General features: G+C 71.9%; 33 protein-coding genes. 23 read left to right on the top strand and 10 right to left on the bottom strand.

Annotation, left to right across the window (positions count from 1 at the left end; translation table 11 throughout):
- The first annotated feature begins 46 nt into the window (after window positions 1–46).
- Window positions 47–523: a GNAT family N-acetyltransferase gene (locus tag ABD981_RS28100; RefSeq protein ID WP_046906483.1), complete on the top strand. Its 477-nt coding sequence runs from the start codon at window positions 47–49 to the stop codon at window positions 521–523.
- 75 nt (window positions 524–598) lie between these two features.
- Here ABD981_RS28100 and ABD981_RS28095 read toward each other — a convergent pair whose 3' ends face one another.
- The gene (locus tag ABD981_RS28095; RefSeq protein ID WP_046906408.1) at window positions 599–2,656 is read right to left on the bottom strand and encodes an MDR family MFS transporter; all 2,058 of its coding nucleotides are present in this window, start codon (window positions 2,654–2,656) and stop codon (window positions 599–601) included.
- Window positions 2,657–2,818: 162 nt separating this feature from the next.
- Here ABD981_RS28095 and ABD981_RS28090 point away from each other — a divergent pair, with 162 nt between their 5' ends.
- The gene (locus ABD981_RS28090) at window positions 2,819–3,934 is read left to right on the top strand and encodes a peptidoglycan-binding domain-containing protein (protein ID WP_046906407.1); all 1,116 of its coding nucleotides are present in this window, start codon (window positions 2,819–2,821) and stop codon (window positions 3,932–3,934) included.
- A 168-nt stretch (window positions 3,935–4,102) separates the two neighbouring features.
- Complete coding sequence (locus tag ABD981_RS28085; RefSeq protein ID WP_046906406.1) at window positions 4,103–4,768, top strand: HAD-IA family hydrolase; 666 nt, start codon at window positions 4,103–4,105, stop codon at window positions 4,766–4,768.
- Window positions 4,769–4,933: 165 nt separating this feature from the next.
- Here ABD981_RS28085 and ABD981_RS28080 read toward each other — a convergent pair whose 3' ends face one another.
- Window positions 4,934–5,674, bottom strand: coding sequence for an ABC transporter permease (locus ABD981_RS28080; RefSeq protein WP_046906405.1), 741 nt, complete (start codon window positions 5,672–5,674; stop codon window positions 4,934–4,936).
- A 198-nt stretch (window positions 5,675–5,872) separates the two neighbouring features.
- Here ABD981_RS28080 and ABD981_RS28075 point away from each other — a divergent pair, with 198 nt between their 5' ends.
- From ABD981_RS28075 to ABD981_RS28065, 3 genes are all read left to right on the top strand, one after another.
- A complete protein-coding gene (locus ABD981_RS28075) occupies window positions 5,873–6,523 on the top strand; it encodes an HNH endonuclease family protein (RefSeq protein WP_046906404.1) in 651 nt (216 codons plus the stop codon).
- Between the two features lie 149 nt (window positions 6,524–6,672).
- The gene (locus ABD981_RS28070; RefSeq protein ID WP_046906403.1) at window positions 6,673–7,122 is read left to right on the top strand and encodes a DoxX family protein; all 450 of its coding nucleotides are present in this window, start codon (window positions 6,673–6,675) and stop codon (window positions 7,120–7,122) included.
- Window positions 7,123–7,320: 198 nt separating this feature from the next.
- A complete protein-coding gene (locus ABD981_RS28065) occupies window positions 7,321–7,902 on the top strand; it encodes a DedA family protein (RefSeq protein WP_123954278.1) in 582 nt (193 codons plus the stop codon).
- A 20-nt stretch (window positions 7,903–7,922) separates the two neighbouring features.
- Here ABD981_RS28065 and ABD981_RS28060 read toward each other — a convergent pair whose 3' ends face one another.
- Both ABD981_RS28060 and ABD981_RS28055 read right to left on the bottom strand, forming a co-directional pair.
- Entirely contained in the window at window positions 7,923–8,207 is a 285-nt protein-coding gene (locus ABD981_RS28060) for a DUF2277 domain-containing protein (RefSeq protein WP_046906402.1), read from the bottom strand.
- A 43-nt stretch (window positions 8,208–8,250) separates the two neighbouring features.
- Window positions 8,251–8,475, bottom strand: coding sequence for a hypothetical protein (locus ABD981_RS28055; RefSeq protein WP_046906401.1), 225 nt, complete (start codon window positions 8,473–8,475; stop codon window positions 8,251–8,253).
- 215 nt (window positions 8,476–8,690) lie between these two features.
- On the opposite strand from ABD981_RS28055, the gene ABD981_RS28050 reads away from it, so the two are divergent.
- Window positions 8,691–9,455: a GntR family transcriptional regulator gene (locus ABD981_RS28050; protein ID WP_046906400.1), complete on the top strand. Its 765-nt coding sequence runs from the start codon at window positions 8,691–8,693 to the stop codon at window positions 9,453–9,455.
- Here ABD981_RS28050 and ABD981_RS28045 read toward each other — a convergent pair.
- Window positions 9,397–10,290 (bottom strand): MBL fold metallo-hydrolase, encoded by an 894-nt coding sequence (locus ABD981_RS28045; protein WP_046906399.1) that lies wholly within the window; start codon window positions 10,288–10,290, stop codon window positions 9,397–9,399. The two genes, ABD981_RS28050 and ABD981_RS28045, sit on opposite strands and share 59 nt — an antisense overlap.
- A gap of 161 nt (window positions 10,291–10,451) precedes the next feature.
- Here ABD981_RS28045 and ABD981_RS28040 point away from each other — a divergent pair, with 161 nt between their 5' ends.
- Window positions 10,452–10,901, top strand: coding sequence for a lamin tail domain-containing protein (locus tag ABD981_RS28040; RefSeq protein WP_046906398.1), 450 nt, complete (start codon window positions 10,452–10,454; stop codon window positions 10,899–10,901).
- Here the strand turns inward: ABD981_RS28040 and ABD981_RS28035 are convergent.
- A complete protein-coding gene (locus tag ABD981_RS28035) occupies window positions 10,891–11,484 on the bottom strand; it encodes a DUF4231 domain-containing protein (protein WP_240495123.1) in 594 nt (197 codons plus the stop codon). The two genes, ABD981_RS28040 and ABD981_RS28035, sit on opposite strands and share 11 nt — an antisense overlap.
- 43 nt (window positions 11,485–11,527) lie before the next feature.
- Complete coding sequence (sigJ, locus tag ABD981_RS28030; protein ID WP_240495127.1) at window positions 11,528–12,412, bottom strand: RNA polymerase sigma factor SigJ; 885 nt, start codon at window positions 12,410–12,412, stop codon at window positions 11,528–11,530.
- Between the two features lie 188 nt (window positions 12,413–12,600).
- Between sigJ and ABD981_RS28025 the strand changes: the two genes are divergently transcribed.
- Window positions 12,601–13,020 carry a hypothetical protein gene (locus ABD981_RS28025; protein ID WP_046906397.1) on the top strand — a complete coding sequence of 140 codons (420 nt, stop codon included), beginning with the start codon at window positions 12,601–12,603 and terminating at the stop codon, window positions 13,018–13,020.
- A 12-nt stretch (window positions 13,021–13,032) separates the two neighbouring features.
- On the opposite strand, the gene ABD981_RS28020 is transcribed toward ABD981_RS28025, so the two are convergent.
- On the bottom strand, window positions 13,033–13,593 hold the full coding sequence (locus tag ABD981_RS28020; protein ID WP_123954276.1) for a mycothiol transferase: 561 nt from the start codon (window positions 13,591–13,593) through the stop codon (window positions 13,033–13,035).
- A gap of 150 nt (window positions 13,594–13,743) precedes the next feature.
- Here ABD981_RS28020 and ABD981_RS28015 point away from each other — a divergent pair, with 150 nt between their 5' ends.
- The 4 genes from ABD981_RS28015 (at window position 13,744) to ABD981_RS28000 (ending at window position 18,586) form a co-directional block, all read left to right on the top strand.
- Window positions 13,744–15,516 carry a histidinol-phosphate aminotransferase family protein gene (locus tag ABD981_RS28015; RefSeq protein WP_046906479.1) on the top strand — a complete coding sequence of 591 codons (1,773 nt, stop codon included), beginning with the start codon at window positions 13,744–13,746 and terminating at the stop codon, window positions 15,514–15,516.
- Complete coding sequence (locus tag ABD981_RS28010; RefSeq protein WP_205628119.1) at window positions 15,513–16,316, top strand: phosphatidate cytidylyltransferase; 804 nt, start codon at window positions 15,513–15,515, stop codon at window positions 16,314–16,316. Before ABD981_RS28015 ends, ABD981_RS28010 begins: the two co-directional genes overlap by 4 nt.
- A gap of 697 nt (window positions 16,317–17,013) precedes the next feature.
- Entirely contained in the window at window positions 17,014–17,697 is a 684-nt protein-coding gene (locus ABD981_RS28005; protein WP_046906395.1) for a hypothetical protein, read from the top strand.
- 295 nt (window positions 17,698–17,992) lie between these two features.
- Window positions 17,993–18,586, top strand: coding sequence for a hypothetical protein (locus tag ABD981_RS28000; protein ID WP_046906394.1), 594 nt, complete (start codon window positions 17,993–17,995; stop codon window positions 18,584–18,586).
- Window positions 18,587–18,769: 183 nt separating this feature from the next.
- On the opposite strand, the gene ABD981_RS27995 is transcribed toward ABD981_RS28000, so the two are convergent.
- Both ABD981_RS27995 and ABD981_RS27990 read right to left on the bottom strand, forming a co-directional pair.
- The gene (locus tag ABD981_RS27995; protein ID WP_046906393.1) at window positions 18,770–20,047 is read right to left on the bottom strand and encodes a site-specific integrase; all 1,278 of its coding nucleotides are present in this window, start codon (window positions 20,045–20,047) and stop codon (window positions 18,770–18,772) included.
- Between the two features lie 373 nt (window positions 20,048–20,420).
- Window positions 20,421–20,954 (bottom strand): helix-turn-helix domain-containing protein, encoded by a 534-nt coding sequence (locus ABD981_RS27990; RefSeq protein ID WP_046906392.1) that lies wholly within the window; start codon window positions 20,952–20,954, stop codon window positions 20,421–20,423.
- Window positions 20,955–21,167: 213 nt separating this feature from the next.
- Here ABD981_RS27990 and ABD981_RS27985 point away from each other — a divergent pair, with 213 nt between their 5' ends.
- The 10 genes from ABD981_RS27985 to ABD981_RS27940 all read left to right on the top strand — a co-directional run bounded on the left by ABD981_RS27985 (window position 21,168) and on the right by ABD981_RS27940 (window position 25,040).
- Window positions 21,168–21,371: a helix-turn-helix domain-containing protein gene (locus ABD981_RS27985; protein WP_276205556.1), complete on the top strand. Its 204-nt coding sequence runs from the start codon at window positions 21,168–21,170 to the stop codon at window positions 21,369–21,371.
- 3 nt (window positions 21,372–21,374) lie between these two features.
- Window positions 21,375–21,653 (top strand): hypothetical protein, encoded by a 279-nt coding sequence (locus ABD981_RS27980; protein ID WP_046906391.1) that lies wholly within the window; start codon window positions 21,375–21,377, stop codon window positions 21,651–21,653.
- A 100-nt stretch (window positions 21,654–21,753) separates the two neighbouring features.
- Window positions 21,754–22,035: a hypothetical protein gene (locus tag ABD981_RS27975; protein WP_046906390.1), complete on the top strand. Its 282-nt coding sequence runs from the start codon at window positions 21,754–21,756 to the stop codon at window positions 22,033–22,035.
- Window positions 22,032–22,283: a hypothetical protein gene (locus tag ABD981_RS27970; RefSeq protein ID WP_046906389.1), complete on the top strand. Its 252-nt coding sequence runs from the start codon at window positions 22,032–22,034 to the stop codon at window positions 22,281–22,283. Before ABD981_RS27975 ends, ABD981_RS27970 begins: the two co-directional genes overlap by 4 nt.
- A complete protein-coding gene (locus ABD981_RS27965; RefSeq protein WP_046906388.1) occupies window positions 22,280–22,582 on the top strand; it encodes a hypothetical protein in 303 nt (100 codons plus the stop codon). The genes ABD981_RS27970 and ABD981_RS27965 overlap by 4 nt, the downstream gene beginning before the upstream one ends.
- Window positions 22,579–23,088: a hypothetical protein gene (locus ABD981_RS27960; protein ID WP_046906387.1), complete on the top strand. Its 510-nt coding sequence runs from the start codon at window positions 22,579–22,581 to the stop codon at window positions 23,086–23,088. The genes ABD981_RS27965 and ABD981_RS27960 overlap by 4 nt, the downstream gene beginning before the upstream one ends.
- The gene (locus tag ABD981_RS27955; protein ID WP_046906386.1) at window positions 23,085–23,543 is read left to right on the top strand and encodes a hypothetical protein; all 459 of its coding nucleotides are present in this window, start codon (window positions 23,085–23,087) and stop codon (window positions 23,541–23,543) included. The genes ABD981_RS27960 and ABD981_RS27955 overlap by 4 nt, the downstream gene beginning before the upstream one ends.
- On the top strand, window positions 23,540–23,854 hold the full coding sequence (locus ABD981_RS27950; RefSeq protein WP_046906385.1) for a phiSA1p31-related protein: 315 nt from the start codon (window positions 23,540–23,542) through the stop codon (window positions 23,852–23,854). Before ABD981_RS27955 ends, ABD981_RS27950 begins: the two co-directional genes overlap by 4 nt.
- Before the next feature lie 91 nt (window positions 23,855–23,945).
- The gene (locus ABD981_RS27945; RefSeq protein ID WP_046906384.1) at window positions 23,946–24,128 is read left to right on the top strand and encodes a hypothetical protein; all 183 of its coding nucleotides are present in this window, start codon (window positions 23,946–23,948) and stop codon (window positions 24,126–24,128) included.
- 117 nt (window positions 24,129–24,245) lie between these two features.
- Window positions 24,246–25,040 (top strand): hypothetical protein, encoded by a 795-nt coding sequence (locus ABD981_RS27940; protein ID WP_046906383.1) that lies wholly within the window; start codon window positions 24,246–24,248, stop codon window positions 25,038–25,040.
- Window positions 25,041–25,140: the final 100 nt, after the last annotated feature.

The raw sequence follows: 25,140 nt of genomic DNA, 5'->3' as shown, positions 1-25,140 counted from the left end.
GAAACCCGGCTGCGTCCCGGGTCGTGCGCGCCGCACAATGGCGCGCATGACCTGGATCTTCGCCCCCGAGCACGTCGGCACCCCGGACGCCACCGCCCTGCGCCGCGCCTACTACGGCGACGTCGCCGGACGGTACTGGAAGCGCCCGGCGACCGAGGCGGAGATCGACGAGGGGCTGGCCGGCGACGGCGTCGAGCTGCTCGCCCCGCCGACCGGGCAGTTCCTCGTGGGCCGCTACGACGGCCGACCGGCGGCCTGCGGCGGGGTGCTCCTGCTGGACGCCGAACGGGCCGAGCTGACCCGGGTGTTCCTGCGCCACGCCTTCCGGGGCAAGGGCGGCGCGGGCGCCCTGCTGCACGGCCTGGAGGACGCGGCCCGCGCCCTCGGCGCCCGCCGGACGGTCCTCAACACGCGCCTCGACCTGGTGGAGGCGCGGGCGCTGTACGCGCGGCACGGCTACGCCGAGATCCCCGCGTACTGTTCGGGGCCGTACATGGAGGTCTGGTACGGCAAGGAGCTCTGAGCGCGCGGCCCCGGCCGGTCCCTCGGGGATGCGTTCCGCCCCGGCCGGTCTCAGGGACGCGCGCCCCGGCCGGTCTCAGGGATGGTGGTGGTCGCCCGGGGGCTCCGGCGAGCGGGGGCGCTCGCCGTCCGAGCCGCCGAGCTCGGCCGTCAGCTCCTCCACCAGCTGCACCAGGTCGGTCGGGCGGTCCGGCCCCCACCAGTCGCCGAGCAGCTCGGACAGCGAGTCCTCGCGCGCCTTGGCGAGCCGTACGGCCGTCAGCGCGCCGTCCTCGGTGAGCACGAGCTGGACGCCCTCCCTGGCCACCAGCTCCCGCTCCTCCAGCTGCCGCGCGGCCTCGGTGATCGCCCGCAGCGGTACGGGGGTGGTGTCGGCGAGCAGCGAGGGTTCCACGGTGCCGTGCCGGCGCACCCGCAGCAGCAGCCAGCTCGCGGCAGGGAGCAGGTCGAGCCCGGCGCGCGCGGTGATCTTCTCGTAGATCTGCTTGCGTCCCGCCCGGGAGCCGAGCAGGGACAGCGCGCGGGCGCACTCGTCGTGGGAGGAGCGCTCGACGGGGTTGGAGGCGACGGTCTGGCTGGCGTCGGGCGCGGTGACCGAGCCGCGCAGCCGGTCCTCCTTGAGGAAGCAGGCGACGACGAAGCCGACGAGGACGACCGGGGCCGCGTACAGGAACACGTCGGTGATGGCCGTGGCGTACGCGTGCAGCACCGAGGGGCGCAGCTCCGGCGGGAGGGCCTCGATGGCCCGGGGGTCGGCGGCGATCTGCCCGGCCCCGGCGCCGGGCGGCAGCTGCTGCCCGGCGAGGGCGGCCGCCAGCTTGTCGGTGAGTCGGTTGGTGAAGATCGTGCCGAAGATGGCGACGCCGAAGGAGGCGCCGATGGAGCGGAAGAAGGTGGCTCCGGAGGTGGCGACGCCGAGGTCCTGGTAGGAGACGGCGTTCTGCACGACGAGTACCAGGACCTGCATGACGAGGCCGAGTCCGGCGCCGAAGACGAAGAAGTAGACGCTCATCTCCCAGGTGGAGCTGGTCTCGGTGAGCCGGTGCAGGAGGAGCAGGCCGAGCGCGGTGACGGCGGTGCCGGCGAGCGGGAAGACCTTCCAGCGGCCGGTGCGGGAGACGATCTGGCCGGAGCCGGTCGAGGTGAGGAGCATGCCGAAGACCATGGGCAGCATGTGGACGCCGGACATGGTGGGGCTGACGCCCTGCACGACCTGGAGGAAGGTCGGCAGATAGGTCATCGCGCCGAACATCGCGAAGCCGACGATGAAGCTGATCACCGAGACCAGGCTGAAGGTCCTGATCCGGAACAGCTTGAGCGGCAGGACGGGTTCGGCGGCCCGCCCCTCCACGTACACGAACCACACCAGCAGGACGGCGCCGAGGACGGCGAGCCCGATGATCTGGGGCGAGCCCCAGGCCCAGGTGGTGCCGCCGAGGGAGGCGACCAGGACGAGGCAGGTCGCGACCGAGGCGATGAGGAAGGTGCCGAGGTAGTCGATGGTGTGGCGGGTGCCGCCGACCGGGATGTGCAGCACGGCGGCGATGACGAAGAGGGCGACGATGCCGATGGGCAGGTTGATGTAGAACACCCAGCGCCAGGAGAGGTGTTCGGTGAACAGCCCGCCGAGCAGCGGCCCGAGCACGCTGGTGGCGCCGAAGACGGCGCCGAACAGGCCCTGGTAGCGCCCGCGTTCCCGGGGCGAGACGAGGTCGCCGACGATCGCCATCGACAGCACCATGAGCCCGCCGCCGCCGAGTCCCTGGACGGCGCGGAAGGCGATCAGCTGGGGCATGTTCTGGGCGAGGCCGCAGAGCGCGGAGCCGATGAGGAAGAGGACGATCGCGCTCTGGAAGAGCTTCTTGCGCCCGTACTGGTCGCCCAGCTTGCCCCACAGGGGCGTCGCGGCGGTCGAGGCCAGCATGTAGGCGGTGACGACCCAGGAGAGGTGCTCCATGCCGCCGAGTTCGCTGACGATGGTCGGCAGCGCGGTGGAGACGATGGTCTGGTCGAGTGCGGCGAGCAGCATGCCGAGCAGCAGCGCGCCGATCGCCACCATGACGGTCCGGTGGCTCTGGCCCTCCCCGGGCGCGGGGCCGTCGCCGGCGCGCGGCGCGCGTACTTCCTGGGCCATGGGCGTCTCCTCCGGCCGTGCCGCTGGGGTTCGTCCCCCTCCGTACCTCTCCATCCTGGTTGCTTTGCCCTGGTATGGCCTGCGGAAGGGCACAGCTGTTCACCCTGTCGGCGCGGGCTGGCTGCATAATCGCTCGCAGTTGAACCGGGGAGGGGCCCAACGATGTCCGGACAGATCTGTCCTGAATGCGGTGTACACAGACCTGGCTGCGCCTGCGCCCGGGCGGAGGCGCAGGCCGCGGAGCTCGCGGCGGCGGAGGACTTCGACCCGCTGCGCATCCGGCCGTACGTGACGCTGGACTCGCCGGAGCCGGAGCACCCGACGACGGTGCTGCCGGGCCCGCTCCCGGCGGAGGTCCCGGCACCGCGCCCGGCCGGGGATCCGTCCGAGACGATGCCGTTGCTCCTGCCGGGGGTCGCGGGGCGGGCGTACGGACAGCCGGAGGGTCAGGCGTACGGGCCGGGGCGGGCGTACGGACAGCCTGAGGGACGGGCATACGAACCGGGGCAGGCGTACGGACAGCCGGAGGGAGGGGCGTACGGGCCGGAGCAGGCGTACGGAGGTGCGCACGGGAACGACGGCGCGTACGGGAACGACGGCACGCACGGCCCCGACGGCACGCCGGAGATCGCGCACACCCTCGCGTACGCCCCCGAGGAGCGCCGGCGCTCCGGGCGGGGGCGGGCCCTGGTCGTCGCGGGCGTCGTGGCGGCCGCCGTCGTGGGCACGGCGGTCATGGCGACCGCCATGATCGGCGGGAGCGACACGGACGACCGGGCGGCCGTCCCCGAGGTCACCACCAGCGCGTCCGAGAACGTCGCCGTCTCCGAGGAGCCGAGCACCGCGCCCACCCCGACGGAGACCGCCTCCCCGTCCGCCCGGACCACCTCGGCGAGCCCGTCCGGCTCCGCGTCCGCCACCGCCTCGGCGACGGCGACCGCGCCGCCCTCCGCGTCCGCCACCACGACGGCGTCGGCGACGGCCGCGCCCGCGAAGACCACCGGGGCACCCTCCGGCGCGCCCTCGGCGGCCCCGACGGCCACCGAGGACCCGGGCGGGCCGACGCTGAGCCTGGGCTCCACGGGGGACGAGGTGGCGGAGCTCCAGCGGCGCCTGAGGGAGCTGTGGCTGTACACCGGGCCGGAGGACGGCAGGTACACGAGGAAGGTCCAGCGCGCGGTCGAGGTCTACCAGTCGTACAAGTACCTCGACGACGACCCGGAGGGCGTCTACGGGCCGAGCACCCGCCGCGCGCTGGAGGCCGAGACGACGGGCTGAGGACCGGCACCGGGTCCCGCGATGCGGACGGAGTGGCGCGAACGCGGCCCCTTTTTGTATCGTGGAGAAACAAAGTGGCCCCGCCCGCACTCCCTGACCGGTGGGCGGGACCGCTCTGTACCTCTCCTCCCTCATCTCGTCTCCGACCACCCCTCCTGGAGATCCCTGATGACTGCCACCACCCCGGCGTCGTTCACCGCACGTGCCCTCCTGCTCGACATGGACGGCACGCTCGTCAACTCCGACGCCGTCGTGGAGCGCTGCTGGCGGCGCTGGGCGGAGCGCCACGGGCTCGACCCGGTCGAGGCGCTGAAGGTGGTGCACGGCCGCCAGGGGTACGCCACGATGGCGGTCCTGCTGCCGGACCGCCCGATGGAGGAGAACCTCGCCGACAACCGCGTGATGCTCGCGGAGGAGACCGCCGACCTCGACGGGGTCGTTCCGGTGCCGGGCGCGCCCGCGTTCATGGCCGCCCTCGCGACGCTGCCGCACGCCCTGGTGACCTCCGCCGACGAGGCGCTGGCCCAGGCGCGGATGGGCGCGGCGGAGCTGCCGATGCCGGCGACCCGGGTGACCGCCGAGGGCGTGAGCGCGAGCAAGCCGGACCCGGAGGGCTTCCTGAAGGGCGCGGCGGAGCTGGGCTTCGCCCCCGAGGACTGCGTCGTGTTCGAGGACTCCGAGGCGGGCATCCAGGCCGGCCGCGCGGCCGGCATGCGCGTGGTGGGCGTCGGCCCCCGCGCCGCCGCCTTCGCCCCGGACGCGCACGTCGAGGACCTGACCCGGCTGAGCGTCGCGCCGGGCCCCGACGGCACGCTCACGCTGACCTTCGCATAGAGCGGCACCGGGCCCCGACGGCACGATCACGCTGACCTTCGCGTAGAGCGACACCGGGCCCGGTCCCCGGATCCCGGGATCCGGGCCCTCTGGGTCGCGTCCGGAAGGCAGCGCCGTCCGCCCGCAGGGCCGCGGGCCGATCCGGCCTGATCCGAAAGACCCGACCTACGGCCTGACCAGCCTCCCCCGCGCCACCAGCTCCAGCGTCACCGCGACCGCGACCGCCTGGACCAGCAGCAGCGCGACCAGGACGAAGAGCTGCACCGCGCCCGCGTGCAGCGGTGACGCGCCGCCCAGGAGCATGCCGACGAAGGCACCCGGAAGGGTGACGAGGCCGACCGTCCGCGTCTGGTCCATGCCCGGGAGCAGCGCGTCCGAGGCCGCCTCGCGGGCCACCTCCAGCCGGGCCTCCCGCTCCTGCAGGCCGATCGCGAGGCCCGCCTCGACCTCCCCCCACCTCCCCCGGATCTCGTCGAGGGCGCGCCGCCCGCCGAGGACGGTGGCCGTCAGCGCGCCGCCGATGAGGATCCCGGCCACGGGGACGAGCGTGATGCCGCGCGGCGGCACGAGACCGGTCAGGACGAGCGCCGACACCACCGGGACCACGCCCGCCGCGATCGGGACCGCGGCCCACCGCCAGGCGCGGCCGGGCGCCGGGACGATCCGCCGGCCCGCGGTGCGCACCGCCACCGCGTACATCAGCAGCAGGAAGCAGACCAGCAGCGGCACCGAGCGGACGACCCACCCGATCACCAGGGAGACGGCCACGAGCTGGACGGCCGCGCGGGCTCCTGCGACGAGCGTGTCGCGGGCGCGGCCGAGCCGGGCCAGCGCGACGACCCCGGCGGCGAGGGCGAGCAGAACGGCGAGAACCGCCCCGAAGGTCACATTCACGTCCACGAGCACGCGCCAACCCTAGGGCCCGGCAAGGGAACTGCCGCTCCGTCAACCCCTTGATGTGACGTGCCCATGTCGCCACCCTGTTACCTGGCGCTCCCCTCACGGAAACCCGGCGAGGTCACGATGACCGGGCCGGCCGGCGCCCACCCACACCCACGCGGGGGCCTGGCGCGGCCACGGTCCCCCCACCTCAAGGGAGTTCGCATGTCCGCCGCCAGTGTCTACGCGCGTCGAATAGCCGTCCTCGCCACCTCCGCCGCGCTGACCCTCACCGGCCTGCTCGCCACCGCCCCGGCCGCCCAGGCCGCCCCGCCCACCCCGGTCAGCGCCGCCACCGCCCGCACCTACCTCGCCGCCCTGACGGTCACGGCGGCCGGCTCCACCACCGGCTACAGCCGCGACCTGTTCCCGCACTGGATCACCCAGTCCGGCACCTGCAACACCCGCGAGGTGGTCCTCAAGCGCGACGGCGTGAACGTGGTGACGGACGCCGCCTGCGCGTCGGTGAGCGGCAGCTGGTTCTCGGAGTACGACGGCGCCACCTGGACCGTCGCCTCCGACCTGGACATCGACCACGTCGTCCCGCTCGCCGAGGCCTGGCGCTCGGGCGCCAACTCCTGGACGACCGCCCAGCGGCAGTCCTTCGCCAACGACCTGACCCGCCCCCAGCTGATCGCGGTCACGGACAACGTCAACCAGGCGAAGGGCGACAAGGACCCGGCGCAGTGGATGCCCCCGCTCAGCTCGTACCGCTGTACGTACGCCCGGATGTGGGTGCACGTGAAGTACTACTGGAACCTCAGCGTCGACCCGGCGGAGAAGAGCGCGCTCCAGACCACCCTCAACGGCTGCTGACCCGCGACGAACGCCCCGGCGACCGCCCCCGACGACCCTCCGGCCGTCTCACGCGGTCTCACGGAGTGGAATGTTGAAGTTGCAAGTACTAGTGAGGGGTGCCTAACCTGAGGGCTCCGGTCCGCCGTCCCCACAGGAGCGCCCCCCACATGAACACCCTTGCCAGCCGCCTGAATCAGGCGCAGCCCTACGCCCTCGGCCTGTTCCGGATCGTCATCGGTCTGCTCTTCGCCTGCCACGGCGCCGCCTCGCTCTTCGGAGTGCTCGGCGGCACCGTGGGCGAGACCGGTGCCTGGCCGGGCTGGTACGCGGCCGTCATCCAGCTCGTCGCCGGAGCCCTGGTCCTGCTGGGCGTGGGCACGCGCAGCGCCGCGTTCATAGCCTCGGGCTCGATGGCGTACGCGTACTTCGACGTCCACCAGCCCGAGGGCCTGTTCCCGCTGCAGAACTCCGGCGAGAGCGCGGCCCTGTTCTGCTGGGCCTTCCTGCTGCTCGTCTTCACCGGGCCGGGCGCGCTGGCGCTCGACCGCCTCTTCGGCGCGCGCGGCGCGGAGGCCGGGCGGCCGGCGGAGGAGAAGCGCCCGACGGTCGCGGCGTAACGCGCCGCGACGCGCCGGAGCATCACGCCGGCGCGTGCACGGGAATCCCCGGGGCCGGGAGCCGCAGCAGCGGTTCCCGGCCCCGGTCGGTCCGGCCCCCGGCGCCCCCGCGTAGGCTCTGGCGCTGTGAACGTGCTCGACGGCACGGGGTGGTCACTGCAGGCGCTGACCTCGGGCCCGTGGATCTACGCGGCGGTGATGACGTCGATCCTGCTCGACGTCCTGCTGCCCGTGCTGCCGAGCGGCATCCTGGTGGTCACGGCCGCCACCGCCTCCTCCGCCGCCTCGGTGGCCGCCGCCCCGGGCGCCGCGACCGGCGGGTACGCCCCCTCCCTGCTCCCCCTGCTGCTCTGCGCGGCCACCGCCTCGGTGCTCGGCGACCTCCTCGCGTACCGCCTGGCCAGGAGCGGCGGGTCCCGGCTGGCCCGGGCCGTCGCCCGCTCCCGCCGCCTGACCGCCGCGCAGGAACGTCTCGGCGAGACGCTCGCCCGCGGCGGCGGCCTGCTCGTCGTCCTCGCGCGTTTCGCCCCGGCCGGCCGCTCGGTGGTCTCCCTCGGCGCGGGCGCGACCGGCCGCCGCCTCCAGGACTTCCTGCCCTGGTCGGCGCTGGCGGCCGCGTCCTGGGCCACGTACAGCGTCGGACTCGGCTGGCTGGGCGGCCGCTGGCTGGGCGCGACCTGGCTGGGCGCCTGCGTCCCGGTGCTGGCCCTGTTCCTGGCGGGCGGGGTGGCGGCCTACGTCATACGCCGCCCGGCCGCGGCCCCCGCGACGGCGGCCTGAGCGGAGCGGCCCCGCGGAGGTCAGGCGCCCACCGCGCGAGCCGGTCGCGGACGCCCGTCCGGATGCGGGTGGGGGTGCGCGTGGGAGTGCGCGTGGCTGCCCCGCACCTCCAGGCCGTCCAGGAGGCGGGCGGTGGCCTCCGCGATCTCGTCCACGGCCCGGTCGAACACCTCGCGGTTGTGCGCGGCGGGCGCCCGGAAGCCGGAGACCTTGCGGACGTACTGCAGGGCGGCGGCGCGGATGTCGTCCTCGGTGGCCTCCTCGGGGAGGGCCGGCGGTCGGAGGGTCTTGATGCTGCGGCACATGCCTCCAGTGTGACGCGCCCCACCGACAACGTCGGCCCACCGCTCAGCCGCCGAGGCTGCGCCTGCTCCGCGCGTTGATCTCGGCGGCGCGGGCGCGCAGCTCCCGCATGGGCGTGGCGAGCTGCACGTCCACGGGTTCGGCCTCCCACGCGCAGCCGCCGTTGACGGGCCGGATGAGGAAGCGGCCGGAGACGGTGTCGACGTAGAAGCCGACCCGCCCGGTGGCGGTATCACGGACGAGGTCACCGACCTCGGGCACGGGCTGCACGCATGGCCTCCGTCCCGGTTCGCAGAGAGCTGGCAGAGATCTGGCAGAGATCAGATAGATACACCCAGAGAAGCCCTGTGACCCCTCTCTGTCAACGCATCTCTAGAGATGTCCCCCGAAGGATGGATCGGCGGGGCGGGACGGCGCACAGGTGTACACCACCTCGGAGAACCGGGCCGTAGGGTGTCCCGCAGACGGAAGGGAGTGGTCCACCCATGACTGACCAGGACAGCGGTCGTCGGCCCAAGTACCAGCGCATCGCCGATGAGTTGAGAACCGCGATCCAGTCGGGTGACTTCGCGCCGGGCGACCGCCTCCCCGGCGAGAACGATCTGATGTCCACCTACGACGTGGCCCGGATGACCGCCCGCCAGGCCCTGTCCGTCCTGCGGAACGAGGGCCTCGCCGAGGCCCGCAAGGGAGCCGGGGTCTTCGTCCGCACGTTCCGGCCGCTGCGCCGCCGCGGCATCCCGCGGCTCGCCCACGCCCACTGGGGAGCGGGCCGCTCGGTCTGGTCGGCGGACATCGAGGACCGGTCCCTCCTCGTGGACCAGATCGAGGTCCGGGCCGCGGCACCGGCCGGGGCGCGGGTGGCCCGGGTGCTCGACCTGGCCTCGCCCGACGCGGCGGTCTGCGTGCGCAGCAGGCGCTTCGTGCTGGACGAGAAGCCGGTGCTGTTCTCCGTCTCGTACCTCCCGGCGGCCCTCGCCGAGGGCACCGCGATCGCGGAACCGGACACCGGCCCCGGCGGCACCTACGCCCGGCTGACCGAACTGGGCCACCGGCCGGTGCACTTCCGCGAGGAGATCCGCTGCCGGATGCCGACGGCCGAGGAATCGGCGCGCCTGTCGCTGGAGTTCGGCACCCCGGTGATCCTGATCAGCCGGACCGCCCTCACCGAGGCGGGAGTTCCGGTCGAGCTCAACGAGATGACGCTGGACTCGGCGTCGTACGTCCTGGAGTACGACTTCGACGCGTGACGTCGAGGCCCAGCCCGGGCTCCGCGTACGAGACCGGGCCGGGGAACACGGCGGCCGCCCGCGCGGTCGCCGCCCCGGGAGTGATCGCGGGCCCGACATGCGTCACGAGCAGCCGCGCGGCACCCGCCTCGGCGGCGGCCCGGCCGGCCTGCTCCGGGGAGAGGTGGCCGGGCCCCTCGCCGTCCGCCTCGCAGAGGAACAGGTCGCTTTCGCGGGCGAGTTCGGTGAGCGCGGCACAGGGCCCGCTGTCCCCGGAGTACGCGAGGACGGCGCCGCCCGCGCCGTCGACTCCACCCGCACCGTCGGCTCCGCCCCCGCCGTCGACTCCACCCGCGCCGTCGGTGCCCTCCGCCCGCAGGCCGAAGGCCGGCAGCCCGCCGTGCTCGACGGCGCGGGACAGGAGCCGGATCCCGCCGATCCGTACGGCGTGCCCGTCGTACAGCTCCTCGACGGCGAAGGCGCTCTCGACGGGGCTGCGGGCGGGTCCGTTGGTGAGGAACCCGGCCAGCCGGTCGGCGATGCCGGGCGGCCCGAAGAGCGGCAGCGGCGCGGGCCGTTCGACGTCGGCGTGGCGGAGCCCGTAGAAGGCGGTGAGCAGATCGGCGCAGTGGTCGGCGTGCAGGTGCGAGATCCAGACGGCGTCGAGTCCGCCCAGCCCCACGTACCGCTGGAGCTCCCCCAGCGTCCCGCTGCCCGCGTCGACCCAGACGCGGACGGGACGGCCTCCGTGCTCGTCGCCGCCGCCCGACTCCAGCAGGTACCCGGAGCAGGCGTTGCCGGGCCGCGGGTAGGGAGTGGCGGAGCCGAGCACGGTGATGCGGAGGGAGCTGCCCATGGGGCCAGCCTAGGGACCACTTCCGGCCGACCGGCAGTCATTTCCGGAACACGGTGCGGAAGTTGTGAAGACCGTGCGTATTCTGTGTCGGCGCCGGGCGCCCGTAGGGGCGGGCCCGGCCCGTCACCACCGCAACCGCCCCACCACGCCAAGGGACACCCATGCTCCGTACGCGCACCGTCGTGGCCGCCGCCGCGGCCGCCGCAGCCGGCCTGCTCCTGCTGCCCTCCCCCGCCCAGGCGGCCGGTTCCGTCCACCTGTACAAGATCTACTACGACAGCCCGGGCTCGGACACCCGCAGCACCGCCAGCCTCAACGCCGAGTGGGTGCAGATACGCAACACCACCGGCGCGGCGGTCAACCTGCGCGGCTGGACGCTGACGGACGCGTCGAACCACAAGTACACCTTCGGCAACTTCACCCTCGGCAAGGGCAAGACGGTCACCGTCCGCACCGGCCGGGGCACCAACACGGCCGCGAACCTCTACCAGGGCCGCGGCGCGTACGTCTGGAACAACGACCGCGACACGGCCACGCTGCGCAAGGCGAACGGCGCGAGGATCGACACCTGCTCGTACAACTCGACCCGGGTCGACTCCGTCATGTGCTGACGGCGGGACCCTTCGGCCCGGCCTGGCCGTCCGACCGGTCCGGGACCGACGGGCCCGACGGGCTCTCCTCGCGCTGCGGGGGGAGCCCGTACTGCTGCAACTCGCTGCTGACCTGCCCGCCGAGCGTCATGACGTTCAGCGTCGCCGAGTTCTCGCTGGCGATCGCCTTCTCCACCCGGGCGACCAGCGTCGTGAACGAGTCCCGGTCCGAGAGCCGGTCGTACGGCCCGACGCGCGCGGCGAAGTAGACCCGCTCGTGCCCGAGGAGCTGCTCGGTCGACCGGTAGTTCTTCCACTGCTCCCGGTAGCGGTAGACGCTCTCCAGTGACACGGACGCCACCACGACCAGGCTGAGCACGGTCGCGGCGATCCGCGCGAACCCCAGGTCGAGGTTGACGAGGACGGGCACGAGCGCGCCCCCGACCACCGAGACGGTACGCATCCGCAGATGCATCGCCTTCATCTTCGTGGCCTTGAGGTCGTACCACTCCTGGTACTGCGCGAGCCGGGTCTCCACGTACGTCCGCGGCGTCATCTCACCGCTCTGCGCCCCGACTTCGGGCGCGTCCCCCACCTGTTCCATGCGTGGGAGTACACCGGCGCACCCGACCGCGCGTCAACCCGGCTCACTCCCCCGTCCAGGGGCGTAGCTTCTCCGGGTTGCGGACCACCCAGATGCGGCCGACCCGGCCGTCGTCGGTGAGGTCGAACGCGGCGACGGTGACCGTGACCCCGCCGGCCTGGGCGACCAGGCCCGGCCGGCCGTTGACCGACCGTTCCAGGAGCCGCAGCCCGGGCGCCTTGCCCGCGATGAAGAGCAGGTAGTCGGCGATGCGCCCGCCACCCTCGACCGGCCGCAGCACGGTGCCGACGAGGCCGCCGCCGTCGGCGGTCATGACGGCCTCGGGATCGAGCAGCCCGACCAGGGCCTCGATGTCCTTGGCCTCCCACGCCGCCTTGAAGTCCCGAACGACACCGGCCTGCCCGGCCGCCGCGGGCCCGGCGGGAGCCTTGGCGGCGCCCACCCGCCGACGGGCCGAGGAGGCCAGCTGGCGGCAGGCCGCCGGCGTCCGCCCGACGATCTCGGCCACCTCGCCGAAGGGGTACGCGAAGACGTCGTGCAGGACGAAGGCGACCCGCTCGGCCGGCGTCATCGACTCCAGGACGACGAGGAAGGCCATGTGCACCGACTCGTCCAGGGTGACCCGGTCCGCGGGGTCGGCGAGCTCGGAGGGACGGCCGTCCCCCTCCGTGCGGTCGGGCAGCGGCTCCGGCAGCCAGGCGCCGACGTACCGCTCGCGCCGGGCGCGCGCCGAGCCGAGCAGGTCGAGGCAGACCCGCCCGGCGACGGTGGTCAGCCAGGCCCCCGGCGCCCGCACCGCCTCCCGCCGCTCCTGCGGCATCGCGTACCAGCGGGCGTACGTCTCCTGGACGGCGTCCTCGGCCTCGGCGAGCGACCCGAGCAGCCGGTAGGCGAGATCGGTGAGCCGCCGCCGCTCCCCGAGCAGCAGCCGCACCTCACCCCCGGCCCCAGCCCCGGCCCCGCCCCCGACCCCGCCTCCGAACAGCCCGTTTCCCCCCGTCACGTCCCCCGCCTCACATTCCGCACCGCTGCGTCGTCGAACTACCGAGAAGGTACCGAGCCGGGTACCGACCTCCATCGCCACCACCGCCACGAGGCAGAACAGAGGACCGACCGATGACCGCACCCACCACCGCAGCGACCCCCCAGGCCCACCCGGCCCGCCCGAGCGCCCGGACCCTCACCTTCCTCCGCGTCTCCGTCGCCCTGCAGACCGTCACGCTCTTCCTCCAGGCGACCACGGCGGGCCTGCTGCTGGCCACCTCGTACGGCGAACTGCTGCACGGCATCGGGGCGCGCGTGATGTACGGCGCGTCGATGCTGTACCTGCTCGCCGCGGTCCTCGCCTGGCGGCCGGGCGGCGGCGGCCCGCGCCCAATCCTGTACGCGAGCGGTTTCCTGCTGCTGGCCTCGGCGCAGGTCGTGCTCGGCATCGCGCACGTACCGGAGGTGCACGTGCCGCTGGGCGTGCTGATGTTCGGCCTCAGCGTGCTGGCACTGGCCGCTCACGCGGCCACGTCGAGAAGAGCCCGCTGAACCGGGCTCACCTCACTGCCCCACCCGCCCGTCGACGCACTCGCGCAGCAGGTCGGCGTGGCCGCAGTGCCGGGCGTACTCCTCGATCCGGTGCACCATCAGCTCCCGGACCGAGGAGCCGTCCTCGCCCACGCGCTCGCCGAGATCCGGACGGGCGGCGAGCGCGGCATCGGTCGCGGCCTGCTCGCGGGCGAGATCGGCGTAGGCGGCGTCGACCACCGCCTGATCGGCGACGGCCCCGTCGAAGTCCCCGTTCCGCCGGCCGTACAGCTTCGGCAGCGGCTCGCCGTCGACGATCCAGTTCCGCCAGTCGCGCTCGACCTCGGCGAGGTGCCGGACCAGCCCGAGCAGCGACATCGTCGACGGGGGCACGGAACGCCGGGCGAGCTGCCCGGCGTCCAGGTCCTGACACTTCATCAACAGGGTGAGCCGGTAGTCCGCGAGGAACTCGAGCAGCGTGGCGCGCTCGCCCTCGGGGCCGGCCTTCTCGGTGTTGCGGGGGTCGTCATCGGGGTCGACCCACATGTCGGGGTAGACGTCGGCACGGGTCCAGCGATCGGGTCGGTCACTCATGGCGGGAATGATCACCCGCGGTCCCGCTCGCCCACCAGTGCTTTCCCCGCCCCGGCACGGAGACCGAAGTGAGTACACGTACTCAGGTGCCGGTGATCGGGCGTCTCCATGCTGGGGACCGAACGCCGGAGCCACCTGGGGGAGACGCTCATGGACCACACCCACGCCGTACAGCTGCGCACCGCCACGCCCGGTGACTTCGACTGGATCCACGAGCTGCGGCACCGGGTGTACGCGGAGGAGCTGGGCCAGCATCCGGCGCATCCGTCCGGGCGGCTGAGCGACGGGCTCGACGGGGACAACGTGTACCTCGTGGCCGCGCGGGGGGAGACGCGGATCGGCTTCGTCAGCCTCACCCCGCCGTGGGTCGGCCGCTACGCGCTGGACAAGTACCTGACGCGCGAGGAGCTGCCGGTCCTGTCGGAGAAGGAGCCGTTCGAGATCCGCGTCCTGACCGTGGAGGAGCGCTGGCGCTCCACCACGGCGGCGCCGCTCCTCATGTACGCGGCGCTGCGCTGGGTCGCGGCGCGGGGCGGCCGCGACGTCGTGGCGATGGGACGCACGGAGCTGCTGGACATGTACCTCGCCGCCGGTTTGCGGCCGGTGGGGCGGACGGTCCGCTCGGGGGCGGTCTCGTTCGAGGTGCTGAGCGGTTCCGTGGCCGAGCTGGCCAGGACGGTCCGGGAGCGCCACGGCCGGACCCTGGAGCGGCTGCGCGCGGGCCTCGACTGGCGCGTGGACACGGAGTTCGCGCCGCGCGCGGACGGCTGCGAGCACGGCGGCGCCTTCTTCTCCGCGATCGGTACGGACTTCCGGACGCTGGAACGCCGTCACGAGGTGGTCGCGGCGGACGTGCTGGACGCCTGGTTCCCGCCGTCCCCGCGGGTCCGCGCGGTACTCGCGGAGGACCCGGGGTGGTCGGCGCGGACCTCGCCGCCGACGGGTGCGGAAGGGCTCGTCGCGGAGATCGCCGCGGCCCGCGGGCTGCCGGTGGACTCGCTGGTCGTCGGGGCGGGTTCGTCCGACCTGATCTTCCGCGCGTTCGGCCGGTGGCTGACCCCGGGAAGCCGGGTCCTGCTCCTGGACCCGGGCTACGGCGAGTACGCCCATGTCACCGAGCGGGTCATCGGCTGCCGGGTGGACCGGCTGCGGCTGCGCCCGGAGGACGGCTGGCGGCTCGATCCGGCCCGGCTCGCCGCCGCGACCGCCGACGGGCGGTACGACCTCGTGGTGGTGGTCAACCCGAACAACCCGACCGGCCGCCACACCCCCGCCGACGCGCTGCGCTCGGTGATCGAGGCCTCTCCCGCGCGGACCCGGTGGTGGATCGACGAGGCGTACCTGGGCTATGTCGACCCCACGGAGTCGCTGGCCGGCCTCGCCTCGGCCGATCCCCGGGTCGTGGTGTGCACGTCGCTCTCGAAGATGTACGCGCTGTCGGGCATGCGGGCCGCGTATCTGGTGGCCGACCCGGCCACCGCCGGGGAGCTGCGCCGCTGGACGCCACCGTGGCCGGTGAGCCTGCCGGCCCAGCTGGCCGCGGTGACGGCGCTGCGCGACCCCGGGTACTACGCGGAGCGCTGGGCGCGGACCGCGGAGCTGCGGCGGGGGCTCGCCACCGGCCTCGCCGAGCTGGACGGATTCGAGGCGGTCGACGAGGGGGTGGCGAACTACCTCGGCGTGGTCCTGCCGCGGGGCGGCCCGAGCGCGGCCGAGCTGGTGCGCGCGTGCCGGGGCCACGGCGTCTACTTGCGGGACCTGTCGCCGATGTCCCCGTCGTACGAGGGGCGGACCGTCCGCGTCGCCGTCCGCGACACGGCCGAGAACGCACGGATCGTGGCGGCGTGCCGGAGCGCCCTGGAGGCGCTGCGGGCGCGGGACACGGCCCCGGCGAGTGCGGCGGCCGACCGGTCCTCCCGATGACGACGGTCCCCGGCCTCGTGCCGTACCTCGGCGGGGCCCTAGCGCTCGGCGGACTCGCGGTGGCGGCGACCCGGCGGCGTGAGCTGATGGTCCGCTGGTGCGCGTGGGCGCTCGGCGTACCGGTGGTGACGGGCGCGTTCTGGCTCGGGCCGCCGGGGATCGCGGTGCTCGCGGCCGTGGTCGGGGTGATCGCGGTGGCGGAGTTCGGCGGGCTGCTGCGGCTGGGCCCGCTGGACCGGGCGGTGCTCGGCGCGGCGGTCGTCGGGCTCGTCCTGACCGCTTGGCTGGCCCCCGGGGAGGTGCCGCGGGTCGCCGCGATCGGGGCGCTCGCGATCGCCGGGGTACCCCTGCTGTCGGGCGACGCCGAGCACGGGCTGCGCCGCCTGGGGGCGGGCCTCCTCGGTCTGGTGTGGCTGGGCGCCCTGGCCGGTCTGGTCACGGCGGGGGCGGTGGGGCTCGTCCTGTTCGTGGCCGTGTCGGTCGCCGACGTCGTCGCGTACGCGGCCGGCCGCCGCTTCGGCGGCCCGCGGCTCTCCCCGCTGTCACCCGCCAAACGCTGGAGCGGCACGCTGGCCGGCGCCGCGGCCGGCGTCCTGTCGCTCGCCGTGCTGTCGTCCCTGTCCTGGCAGACGGCGGTGGCCGTGGCGATCGGCGGCCCGCTCGGGGACCTGCTGGAGTCGATGGTCAAGCGGGGCGCCCGGGCGAAGGACGCGGGCCACTGGCTCCCCGGCTCGGGCGGCCTGCTGGACCGCATCGACTCGCTCGTGGTGGCGCTGGCCCTCTTCCTGCTCCTGTCCTGACCGACAAGCCCCTCTACCCGGCTTGCCCTCCCTTCCCTCCCTTCCCTCCCTTCCCTCCCCTCTCCTCCCCTCCCCTCCCTCAGCCGAAGTCGGGGACCGGGTGGCCGGGGGCGAGGGCGGCGGCGATGCGCTGGGCAATCGTGTGGGCGGTGTGGCCGCCGGGGGTCCTGGGCCCTTGGTGGTGGAGACGGCGATGGCCAGGCGCTGGGAGGGGAGGTAGGCCTGGGCGGCGGTGTAGCCGAAGAAGAGGGGTGCTGGGAGACCCAGTCCCCGAGGAGGAGCAGCCCCATCCCGTAGTGGGTGGCACGGGTCTGGGCGAGGCAGACGGTCTCGGGGCACGTCTTCGTCGGCCGCCCCAGGCCGACGGTCCCGGGGTCGAGCAGTTCCTCGTACGCGTCCCGGGAGAGCAGCTCGCCGCTGCCGATGCCGCCGGCACTCGTGCCGGCCCCCGCGAGAACCCCGAGCGCCACGACCCCGGCGACCACACCGACCCGCACCCGCGCAACCGACCGCCCACGTCCCGTGCGCGCAGTATCGACAGCGCCCCCAGGCCCCACCGCAATCCCGACGCGCCCGAGGATCACCCGGTGAGCTGGCCCGTCCGGCGAAGACGTGCCACGTTCACCCCACCAGACCGTCATGAGGTGCGGGGCGGCGTCGCCCGTGAGCCACTGTCCTGAGAAGCGAGGTGACAGCCATGCACATCTTCACATCAGAGGACTGGAAGAATCTCAGTGAAGACCTGAACAGTGCAGGTGGGCGCATCGATGAGCGCTTCTCCGGAATCGCGCTGTCCGACATCGAATTTCACCTCTGGATCCCCAGTGGCAACAGTGGGCGCATCGGACGGATTCTCAGCTACCTGGACTTGAGCTTTCGGTGGTCTCTCAGTATCGCCAACGAGATTTCCTCGGGGAGGGAATGGCATAGCGAACCTTCGGGCACCCTGCATCCGTTCCCCTTGTTCTCGGCTGGTGGCGGCCTGCGCCTGGAAACCTCTGAGGCCGGGTCGTTCCGAGCCAAGCTGAAGGCCGCCAACGACGTGGCAGTCCAGTGCCTGGCTGTTCCTTCGTTGGTGGTGACACTGTTCGTGGGGCTCACGGGGATCGAACTGCTCGCCCCCGACAGCACGACCCCTCCGGCGCCACCGGCATGCGAGCGCGTGGTTTCCCAGCTCGGCGGATCCGAAAGATGGCTCCGGCCCTTCAGGGAGGCCAGCCCGGGCGGGTACACGATGCGGGCGATCTGCGTGCAGGAAAACGGGGAGGGCTTCTATTTCGAGTGGGGCATGGAGCGAAGGATGACCGCAGGTGATTCGTCCCATGTTCACGACGTGCAGGTTCTGATGTTTCGCGATCTGAGCCAGCGACCCGATCAGTGAACTCCCGCGATTGAGATTGGCCGCAGGGCTCGTCGAGGAGTCAAAAGCCGCTCAGCGAGAGGGCGCGGGGGCCTTCGTCCTGATGGGCACGGATGCTTTCGAACCGCCGACATCTGCTTTGCGAGTCGCCCGATCGTGACTGAGCCCCTGGCAGCCTGGTCCTGCCTGCCTTCCGGCGCCCCGATACACGGCATCGTGCGCCGTATGCCCTCTTGCGCAGCTCTCACCCAGCCTGCACGGTTTCGTTGAATGCTGCTCGACACTCAGGTGCCACAAGGGGGAAGGGCGGTAGACCATGGCAACCGTGACAGGGTGGGCCGAGAAGACCTTCGGTGACGCCGCAGGGCCCTTGGCCGACATCATCCCAGCCAGCTTGATTCGAGCCCATGCCCGAGCCCGTAACGGCCACGAGGGAGTGCAGACCCAGACCCTGGAGGCATACGGGCACGGTCTGTACGCCGCCCAGTACGAGGAACTGGAAGTCGGCCTCGCCCCACTCCCCGCGGCCCAGCCTGTGCGCTTACAGGGACGAACGCTCATTGTCCTTGGCGACCATGTGATCTATCCGCTGCGCTACGCGAAGAAGGACGTCCCCGTCACGGCGGCGCGATTGCGACGCGCCACAGGCTTCCGCGCCGACCTGATACGCCGGCACGGCCCCGAGCCCAGGCAACAAGCCTTCGACTTGGGCCTCGACGAGCTGGACGAGCAAGCACCTCATCCCGACCTCGCCCAGCTGTCAGGGGACGCCAAGCTCGTGCTCGTCGCCTACGCCTGCTCCATGGCTCAGGGCGTCATGCGGATCGAGTGGGGCTCCGCCGAACTGCGCCGCGAAGACCGTTACCTCATCTGGCACCACCACGAGCCGCTTCATCTGCCGCCGCGGTGACGCTCCCCTACCCGATCTGCGTGCCAGAAGGAGATGTCAAAGGCCCCCAGCCATGATCGGCTGGGGGCCTTCGTCCTGGTGGGCGCGGACGGTTTCGAACCGCCGACATCTGCTTTGTAAGAGCCGGTTTGATCTGGCTCTGACCTGCTCCAACGCGCCTCGCGCTGTTTTTTTAGGGGCGATTTAGGGGCCGGGAGGTTCGTCCGGCCAGATCGCCTCCCAGCCGAGCGCCTCCATCGCACGCTCGTAGATCCGCTGCAGGCCGTCCAGCCTCTCCCGCCGCATCTCCGGCGTCGGATGCTGATACCGACCCTTGATTCCAGGGTACTTATGCCCAGCCTGTTCGTGTTCAAGAATCGGCTTCACGCCGATCTGCGCCTGGTACGTGTCGTGCGTGTGCCGCATGGCCCGCATCGTGAGGCCCGGCATGATCGGCTCCCACTGCTCCCGCTCGGCGTGACCGCGGACCTTCCCCAGCGCCTCCCTGCCGCCGCTCACTGGTTTCATCACCTGTCGGCCGAAGTTGCCCCGCCGCCAGAAAGCGCCGGACCGCGTCGTGAAGATGTACGGATGTTTCGTCCGGCCGAGGTGCTGGCGCAGCAGCTCCTCCAGGAACGGAGGAACGTCGACCCGCCGCTTCGACTCCCGCGTCTTCACCGGCTCCAGGTCAACCACCAAGGGGCCCTTGCTGCCGTCAGGGAGTCGTTTCTGGTATTCCGCGACCTCCTCGATGACCCGCAGCACCGGGCACTCGAAGAGCGCGCCGTCGTAGTGCTCGCTGCGCTTCAGCAGGACGTTGTCCCTGTGGAGGCCGATGCTCTCGCCCCAGCGCAGACCGGTGAAGGCGACGGTGAGGATGTGCATGCCGTCGAAGGGGCCGGCGCGCCGCGCGAGCTGAAGCACGATCTCGGGCGGCGCATAGGCGTTCTCTTTGGCCTCGTCCTTCGCCTGCAGCGCTTCCTTGGCGGCCGCGGTACGCCGGCGTCGGCGGCCGGCGAGCGGGTTCACCAGGAGGTGCTTGGCGTCGACGGCGCCGTTGAGGATGGTCGACATCAGCGAGAGCGCGTGGGTGACGGAGACGTCGTCGATCGTCAGGCTGTTCGCCCAGGTCTCGGCGTCGTACCACGTGATCTGCATCAGGGACGTGTTTTCCCAGCGGGGGAAGATCACTGCTTCGAGGCGGGCCCACCTGCGAGTGGACGTAGTCCCGCGGGGCGACTGGGTCGCCATCCATTCGCGGGCCCATTCCCCGAACGTCCGGCGCATAAGGGCCGGATCGACCCAGCGGCCTGCACGGATGGAGGCCTCTTGCGCGTTGCCCCAGTCCTCGGCCGTCTTCTTAGTGGGAAACCCCGGCTCGGTCCCCTTGGAGCCGTCTGGCTTCCTGTAGCAGGCCCGCCAGGTGAACTGCTTCGTCTTCACTCCGTTGCGGACCTTGTACACCTTCTCGGCGTAGGCCACGTGCCACTCCCTTCTCCTCGCTACCGCAATCTTGCGCTGCCTAACGACCGGAAGCAGGCTTCACCGGCAGGCAGTTGCAGCTTCGAGCGAGGGGGCTCCAGGCAGCGCGGCGAGGGCGCGGTTGACTGCGGCGGCGCCGGCATCGGTCAGGCGACCGGTGTCAACGAGGGAGCTGGACGCGTATACGCGGATGTGGGAATCACGGGATTCCGCCCAGACCAAAGCCTCGTTGGGCAGACCGTCGGCGCAGTAGACATGGACACACATCGGCACCCCACTTGTCCGATTGGTGGCCCCATGGTCAGCGTTCGGCCATGCAACCACACTTTTGGGCCACTTGTGGAGTGATTGGAGCAACTAGACGTGACGGCTGCTATGCATCGCGTCGCTCGTCACGCTCCGCCGCCTTGCGGTAGTCGAGCTCCAGCAGCTGCCCGTGGGCTTCGCGCCAGGCTTCCAGGTTGCGGGCAATCTCCTCCGGAGAGGCGCCGGGCTTGCCCTTGACCACGACGACCATGCTGCCGCCGTCGCCAAGCGGGATGACGGCCGTGTCCAGCAGCTCGCCGCGCCCCTTCAGCTCGTGCACGATGCGAACAGGCAGGCCCGCATCCACGGCGGGGTCCGCCACCTCGGGCCGAGGCGCACGCCTGGAGCCTTCCTCACCCACGAGGGAGGGCTGCCCGCCGGCCAGGACAGTCTCGATGGAGCCCTCTGCCCAACCTACGCGTGCCGCATAGGCCCGGATCGACGGAGTGGGCTTCTTGTACTCGTTGCCGCCCTCGATGAGCTGGATGACGGACCGCCCCAGGCCAAGATCTTCCGCCATCTCCTCTTGCGTGAGGTCGACACCGGGCGCCATACGTGCGGCCTTGAGTGCCTTTCCAAGCCGCTTCCAGTCAAGCTCCATGGGCTCATCATGCCTCAACTTCATGCAACCGCGAAGCCTACTTGCTGGGCCTTGACCTGGGCTTAAGTCTCATTTTCAAGCTTCCCTGGTTGCACAAACGCTTTCGGCATATGCCAGCCACCGGCCAGTCACGCAGTGCCACGCACAGAATCTAAGCTTCCAAGGTAGGCAGAACGCTTGCCCTCGTAGCCAGACTGTGCGTAGATTCTGGGTGTGACGCCAGACGGACCCGCCATTCGGCAGGTACGCAGAGCTCAGAACATGAGCCTGCGCACCCTCCAGAACTTGACCGGATACGACCGCGGCTACCTCTCGCGCATGGAGCGAGGGCTCATCCGCAAGTCGGCGGACCACCGGGTCCGAACCATCGCAAGCGCGCTTCAGGTGAAGCCCGCCGCCATAACCCAGGAGGAATAGAACGTGACCGCCCAGACGCCCATCAAGGCACGGAAGGCCACGCGACCCCGAACGCTGACGCTCGCCGAGGCCAAGCAGGCCGAAGAGGCCGACCTCATCCGCTGGAGTCCCGAGGAGGTCGTCAAGCTGAAGCTCCTCCCCTACCGGAGCGCACGGACCCTCAGGGAGGCCTGCTACAAGCGCCGGGTCTTCCACCACAACGACGGCGGCCGAATCACCTTCAGCCCCATGTCGATCCGCCGCGAACACGAGCGGACGCTCGTCGCCCCCCTCGCCGCCTAGAGCGGTATGCGGGCCGCCGCCGGGCTCTGACCTCCGGCGACTGGCCCTCCCAGATCCACCCACTCCATCGCAACCCAACTGCGAAAGAGAAGTGAACCCAGTGAAGACAGTATCCCCTGGCCTGCCGGACATCGTCCGCCAAACCACGGTCGTATCCGAGTCGAAGAACCTGCTGGTCTCGACGGTCCGCATCGGCGGTGGCTACTACGACACCGTCATCTTCGACGAGAGCCCCAGCAAGCAGCACACCGGAATGCTCCTGGCCGGCTTCGTCATCGACCACTCCTCCCAGAAGGACGGCAACCGCGAGGCCGCAATCGAGCGGCACGAGCAGGCCGCGAAGGCCGCCCACAGCGAGGAGCCCAAGGCGGTGGCGGCGTGATCTCCATCGAGCCGACGGGTGTCCCCGTCCCCGACCGTGTCGCTGCGCTGATCGGCGCCCAGGTCCCGGAGCACGTTCTGCAGGCCGAGGTCGAGGCCACGAACCAGGCCTACTGCATCTCCCTCTGCCGGAAGCCCGAGTACGCCGAGGCCCGCGAGCACGCGCTGAGCGAACTCCACCGCGCCAACAAGGTCCTCGCCAAGCACCACCCGAAGCTCCCGGTCCGACCGAACGGGGTAGCGGCATGAAGCGCAACGACCTGTTCGCCACCCTCGCCGGCGCGATGGCCCGCCCGTTCATCCCCGAGCTGCACAAGGACGACTGCGTCGACGTCGAGTGCCTCCGCTGCGTGCCGAGGCTGACCAACCCGATCGAGCGCCTGGACGTGCCGACCGCCGAGCTGGAACGGCAGATCGCCGAAACCCGCGCCCGGTTCCTCGCGGCCCACCCCGACCCGGACGGCGCCCACTGGGCCGCCATCCACGACTGGTTCGACATCGACCCCGACCTCGCCGGCCGCGACTACACCCGAGGAACCGCCCGATGAACTACGACGACAAGCTCGCGCGGGACAAGGCCGAGGGGCAGAGGCAGGCCGACGCCTGGAACGCCGCCCATCCGATCGGCACCCGCGTCGTCGCCTACCCGAGCTGCCGGCCGGAGTACAACGCGGCCGATGCCGAGAAGACCCGCCTCGTCACCACGACGCGCACCCCCGCCTGGACCCTCGGCCACGGCACGCCCGTTGTGTCCGTCCACGGGTACGCCGGCGGCATCGTCCTCGACCACGTCGACATCGACCACGACAGCCCGCTCGGTGACGGCGCGATCCTCGCGCACGTGCTGACCGTCGAGAACGAGGGCCGGTTCGACCGCTGGCTCGACGACCTCGGCGTGTTCACCAAGGGCTACTGGGAGGCCGTCGACGGCAAGATCGTCGTCACCGGCCTGCGCATCGGCACCGGACCGGACCGGGTCGTCGCCAAGTACGGCGACACGATCATCCGCCACGCCGACGGCAGCTTCTCTGTCCGAGCGGCGGTGGCGTCGTGACCGAGATCCCCACCACGCCGTGCGAGAACCCGGCGGACACGATCATGGCGGCCGTCGCCCACGGCATGGCGGGCAACCCGCTGCTCGGCCTCACCATGCTCGGCCCGTTCGTGAAGGGCGGTCCCACGTCCACGGTCTCGATGTGCGCCGCGCTCGCCAGCATCGCCGTCTTGGCCGTCGAGAAGGACAACCCCGGCGCCCGTGGCACCTACGGGCTCCTCGCCTTCCACGGCAACGTCCACACCGACATCCGCTCCATGCCGACCGGCCCGCGGTTCGCCGCCCAGTTCACCGCCGCCTTCGCCAACGGCCAGAAGGACACGGCCTACGCCCTCTTCAACGCCTTGCTCGGCGAAGAGACGGACGACGACGCCCGGAACCTCGCCGAGGGCATCCACGCGCTCTACGACATGGCTGTCAGCTCGGGCCAGCAGATTCGCGGGGGTGCTCGATGACCACCTACCTCCACGACGGCGCGGTCTTCGACTTGGACGGCGGCTTCATCGACGTCGTCGGCGTCGAGTGGACGTGGACCGGCCTGTACTCCGATCAGGGTGAGCCGCTGCTCGTCGGCGCCGGGGACCCCACGCCCTTGCCGCTGCCGACGGTGTATCACGACCACGGACCGCTGATCCCGCTGCCGAAGCGCCTCACCAGCCGTCTCCTCCGGGCCGCGGTGTCCGCCGACTTCGCGGCGTCCGTCGGCGACGGCCACACCGAGTCCTATGGGGACTACGCACTCCGCACCGCGGGGGCCGGCCAGTGACCCGCCTCCTCACCCTCCGCGCCGTCGCCGCAACCACCGCCTGCTCGCTCGCCCTGATCGCGCTCGGGCGACTGCTCTCCAAGGAGACCTCGTGAACGAGCGCCACTTCCGCTGCACGGCACCCGGATGCGGCCACCGGATCCAGGTGAACAGCCTCATGTACTCCGTCGAGGACATGACCGACCACCTGAAGGACGAGCACGGCTGGGCAGAGGACACGGCCTTCAACCAGGCCTACTCCCTCCTCCCCATCCTCACCGAGCTCCTTCCCTGAGCCCGTCGGGCTGGCGGTGACCCGCCCTGCCGGCCCGGCGACAGACCACCCCAGCACAACGCCCCGTCGAGGCGAAGTCGACGGGGCGCAACCCAAGCATCCCAAGAAGGAGCACAGGTGACCACCATCCTGGCCAGCGACCTGCAGCGAATGCTCAAGCAGGCCGCCCCGCACGCCAGCACCGAGGACACCATCCCCGCCCTCACTGCAGTGCATCTGGAGTCCCGCGACGGCTACCTCTACGCCGTCACCACCGACCGCTTCACCATGGCCGTCGCCCGGCAGTCCGTCCTCAACACCGGCGAGTGGAAGACCTCCATCTCCGGCACTCACATCCCCACCCTTCTGTCCTGGCTCAAGACCAGCACCGACGTCTCGATCCAGGTCACCGGCGGCAGCGTCCCGACAGTCGTCTTGTCCGGCACGGTGAACTCGCTCACCGTCGCCGCTCTGCCTGACTCGACCGTACTGCCCGACTGGCGGCGCCTCTTCCGCAAGTACTTCGACATGGGCCTCAACCCGGTCCCGCTGAGCGGCGTCACCCCGAAGTATCTGGCCCGTTGGAAGGACGCAGCCCAGGTCCTGCACCTGTGGCAGGCGGCCCCGGGGGCGGCCCTGGTCTTCATGGACGACAGGTCGGAGTTCATCGGCATGCAGATGCCGATCCGCAATGACCACACGTCCCGCGAAGAGCTGTTCGACGGCTGGCGGAAGAGCCTGACGCGATACGTCGACGTCGGCGACATCCGCTTCAACCTCGACGAGGACATGGTCGACAAGGACGGCGACCCGTGGAAGTACTCGGGCGAGGAGCGGGGTGGTGAGCCCCTGGTGCACCTGCTCGGCATCGAGGACGACGTCTTCCCGCTGAGCACCGCCGTCAGCCAGTTCGGCCTCCAGCCGGCCGCGTAGCCCACCAGACGGCGTCGAGCCCAGTGGCTCCACGCCAGCCAGGCCACCTCACCCGCTCCCACGCCCGGGGTGGCCTGGCCCCGCACACCCTCAAGGAGCC

This window comes from Streptomyces showdoensis, assembly GCF_039535475.1.
GTDB classification, from domain to species: Bacteria; Actinomycetota; Actinomycetes; order Streptomycetales; family Streptomycetaceae; genus Streptomyces; species Streptomyces showdoensis.
The sequence above is the reverse complement of the archived record's forward strand: the minus strand, read 5'-3'. Positions and strand labels throughout refer to the sequence as shown.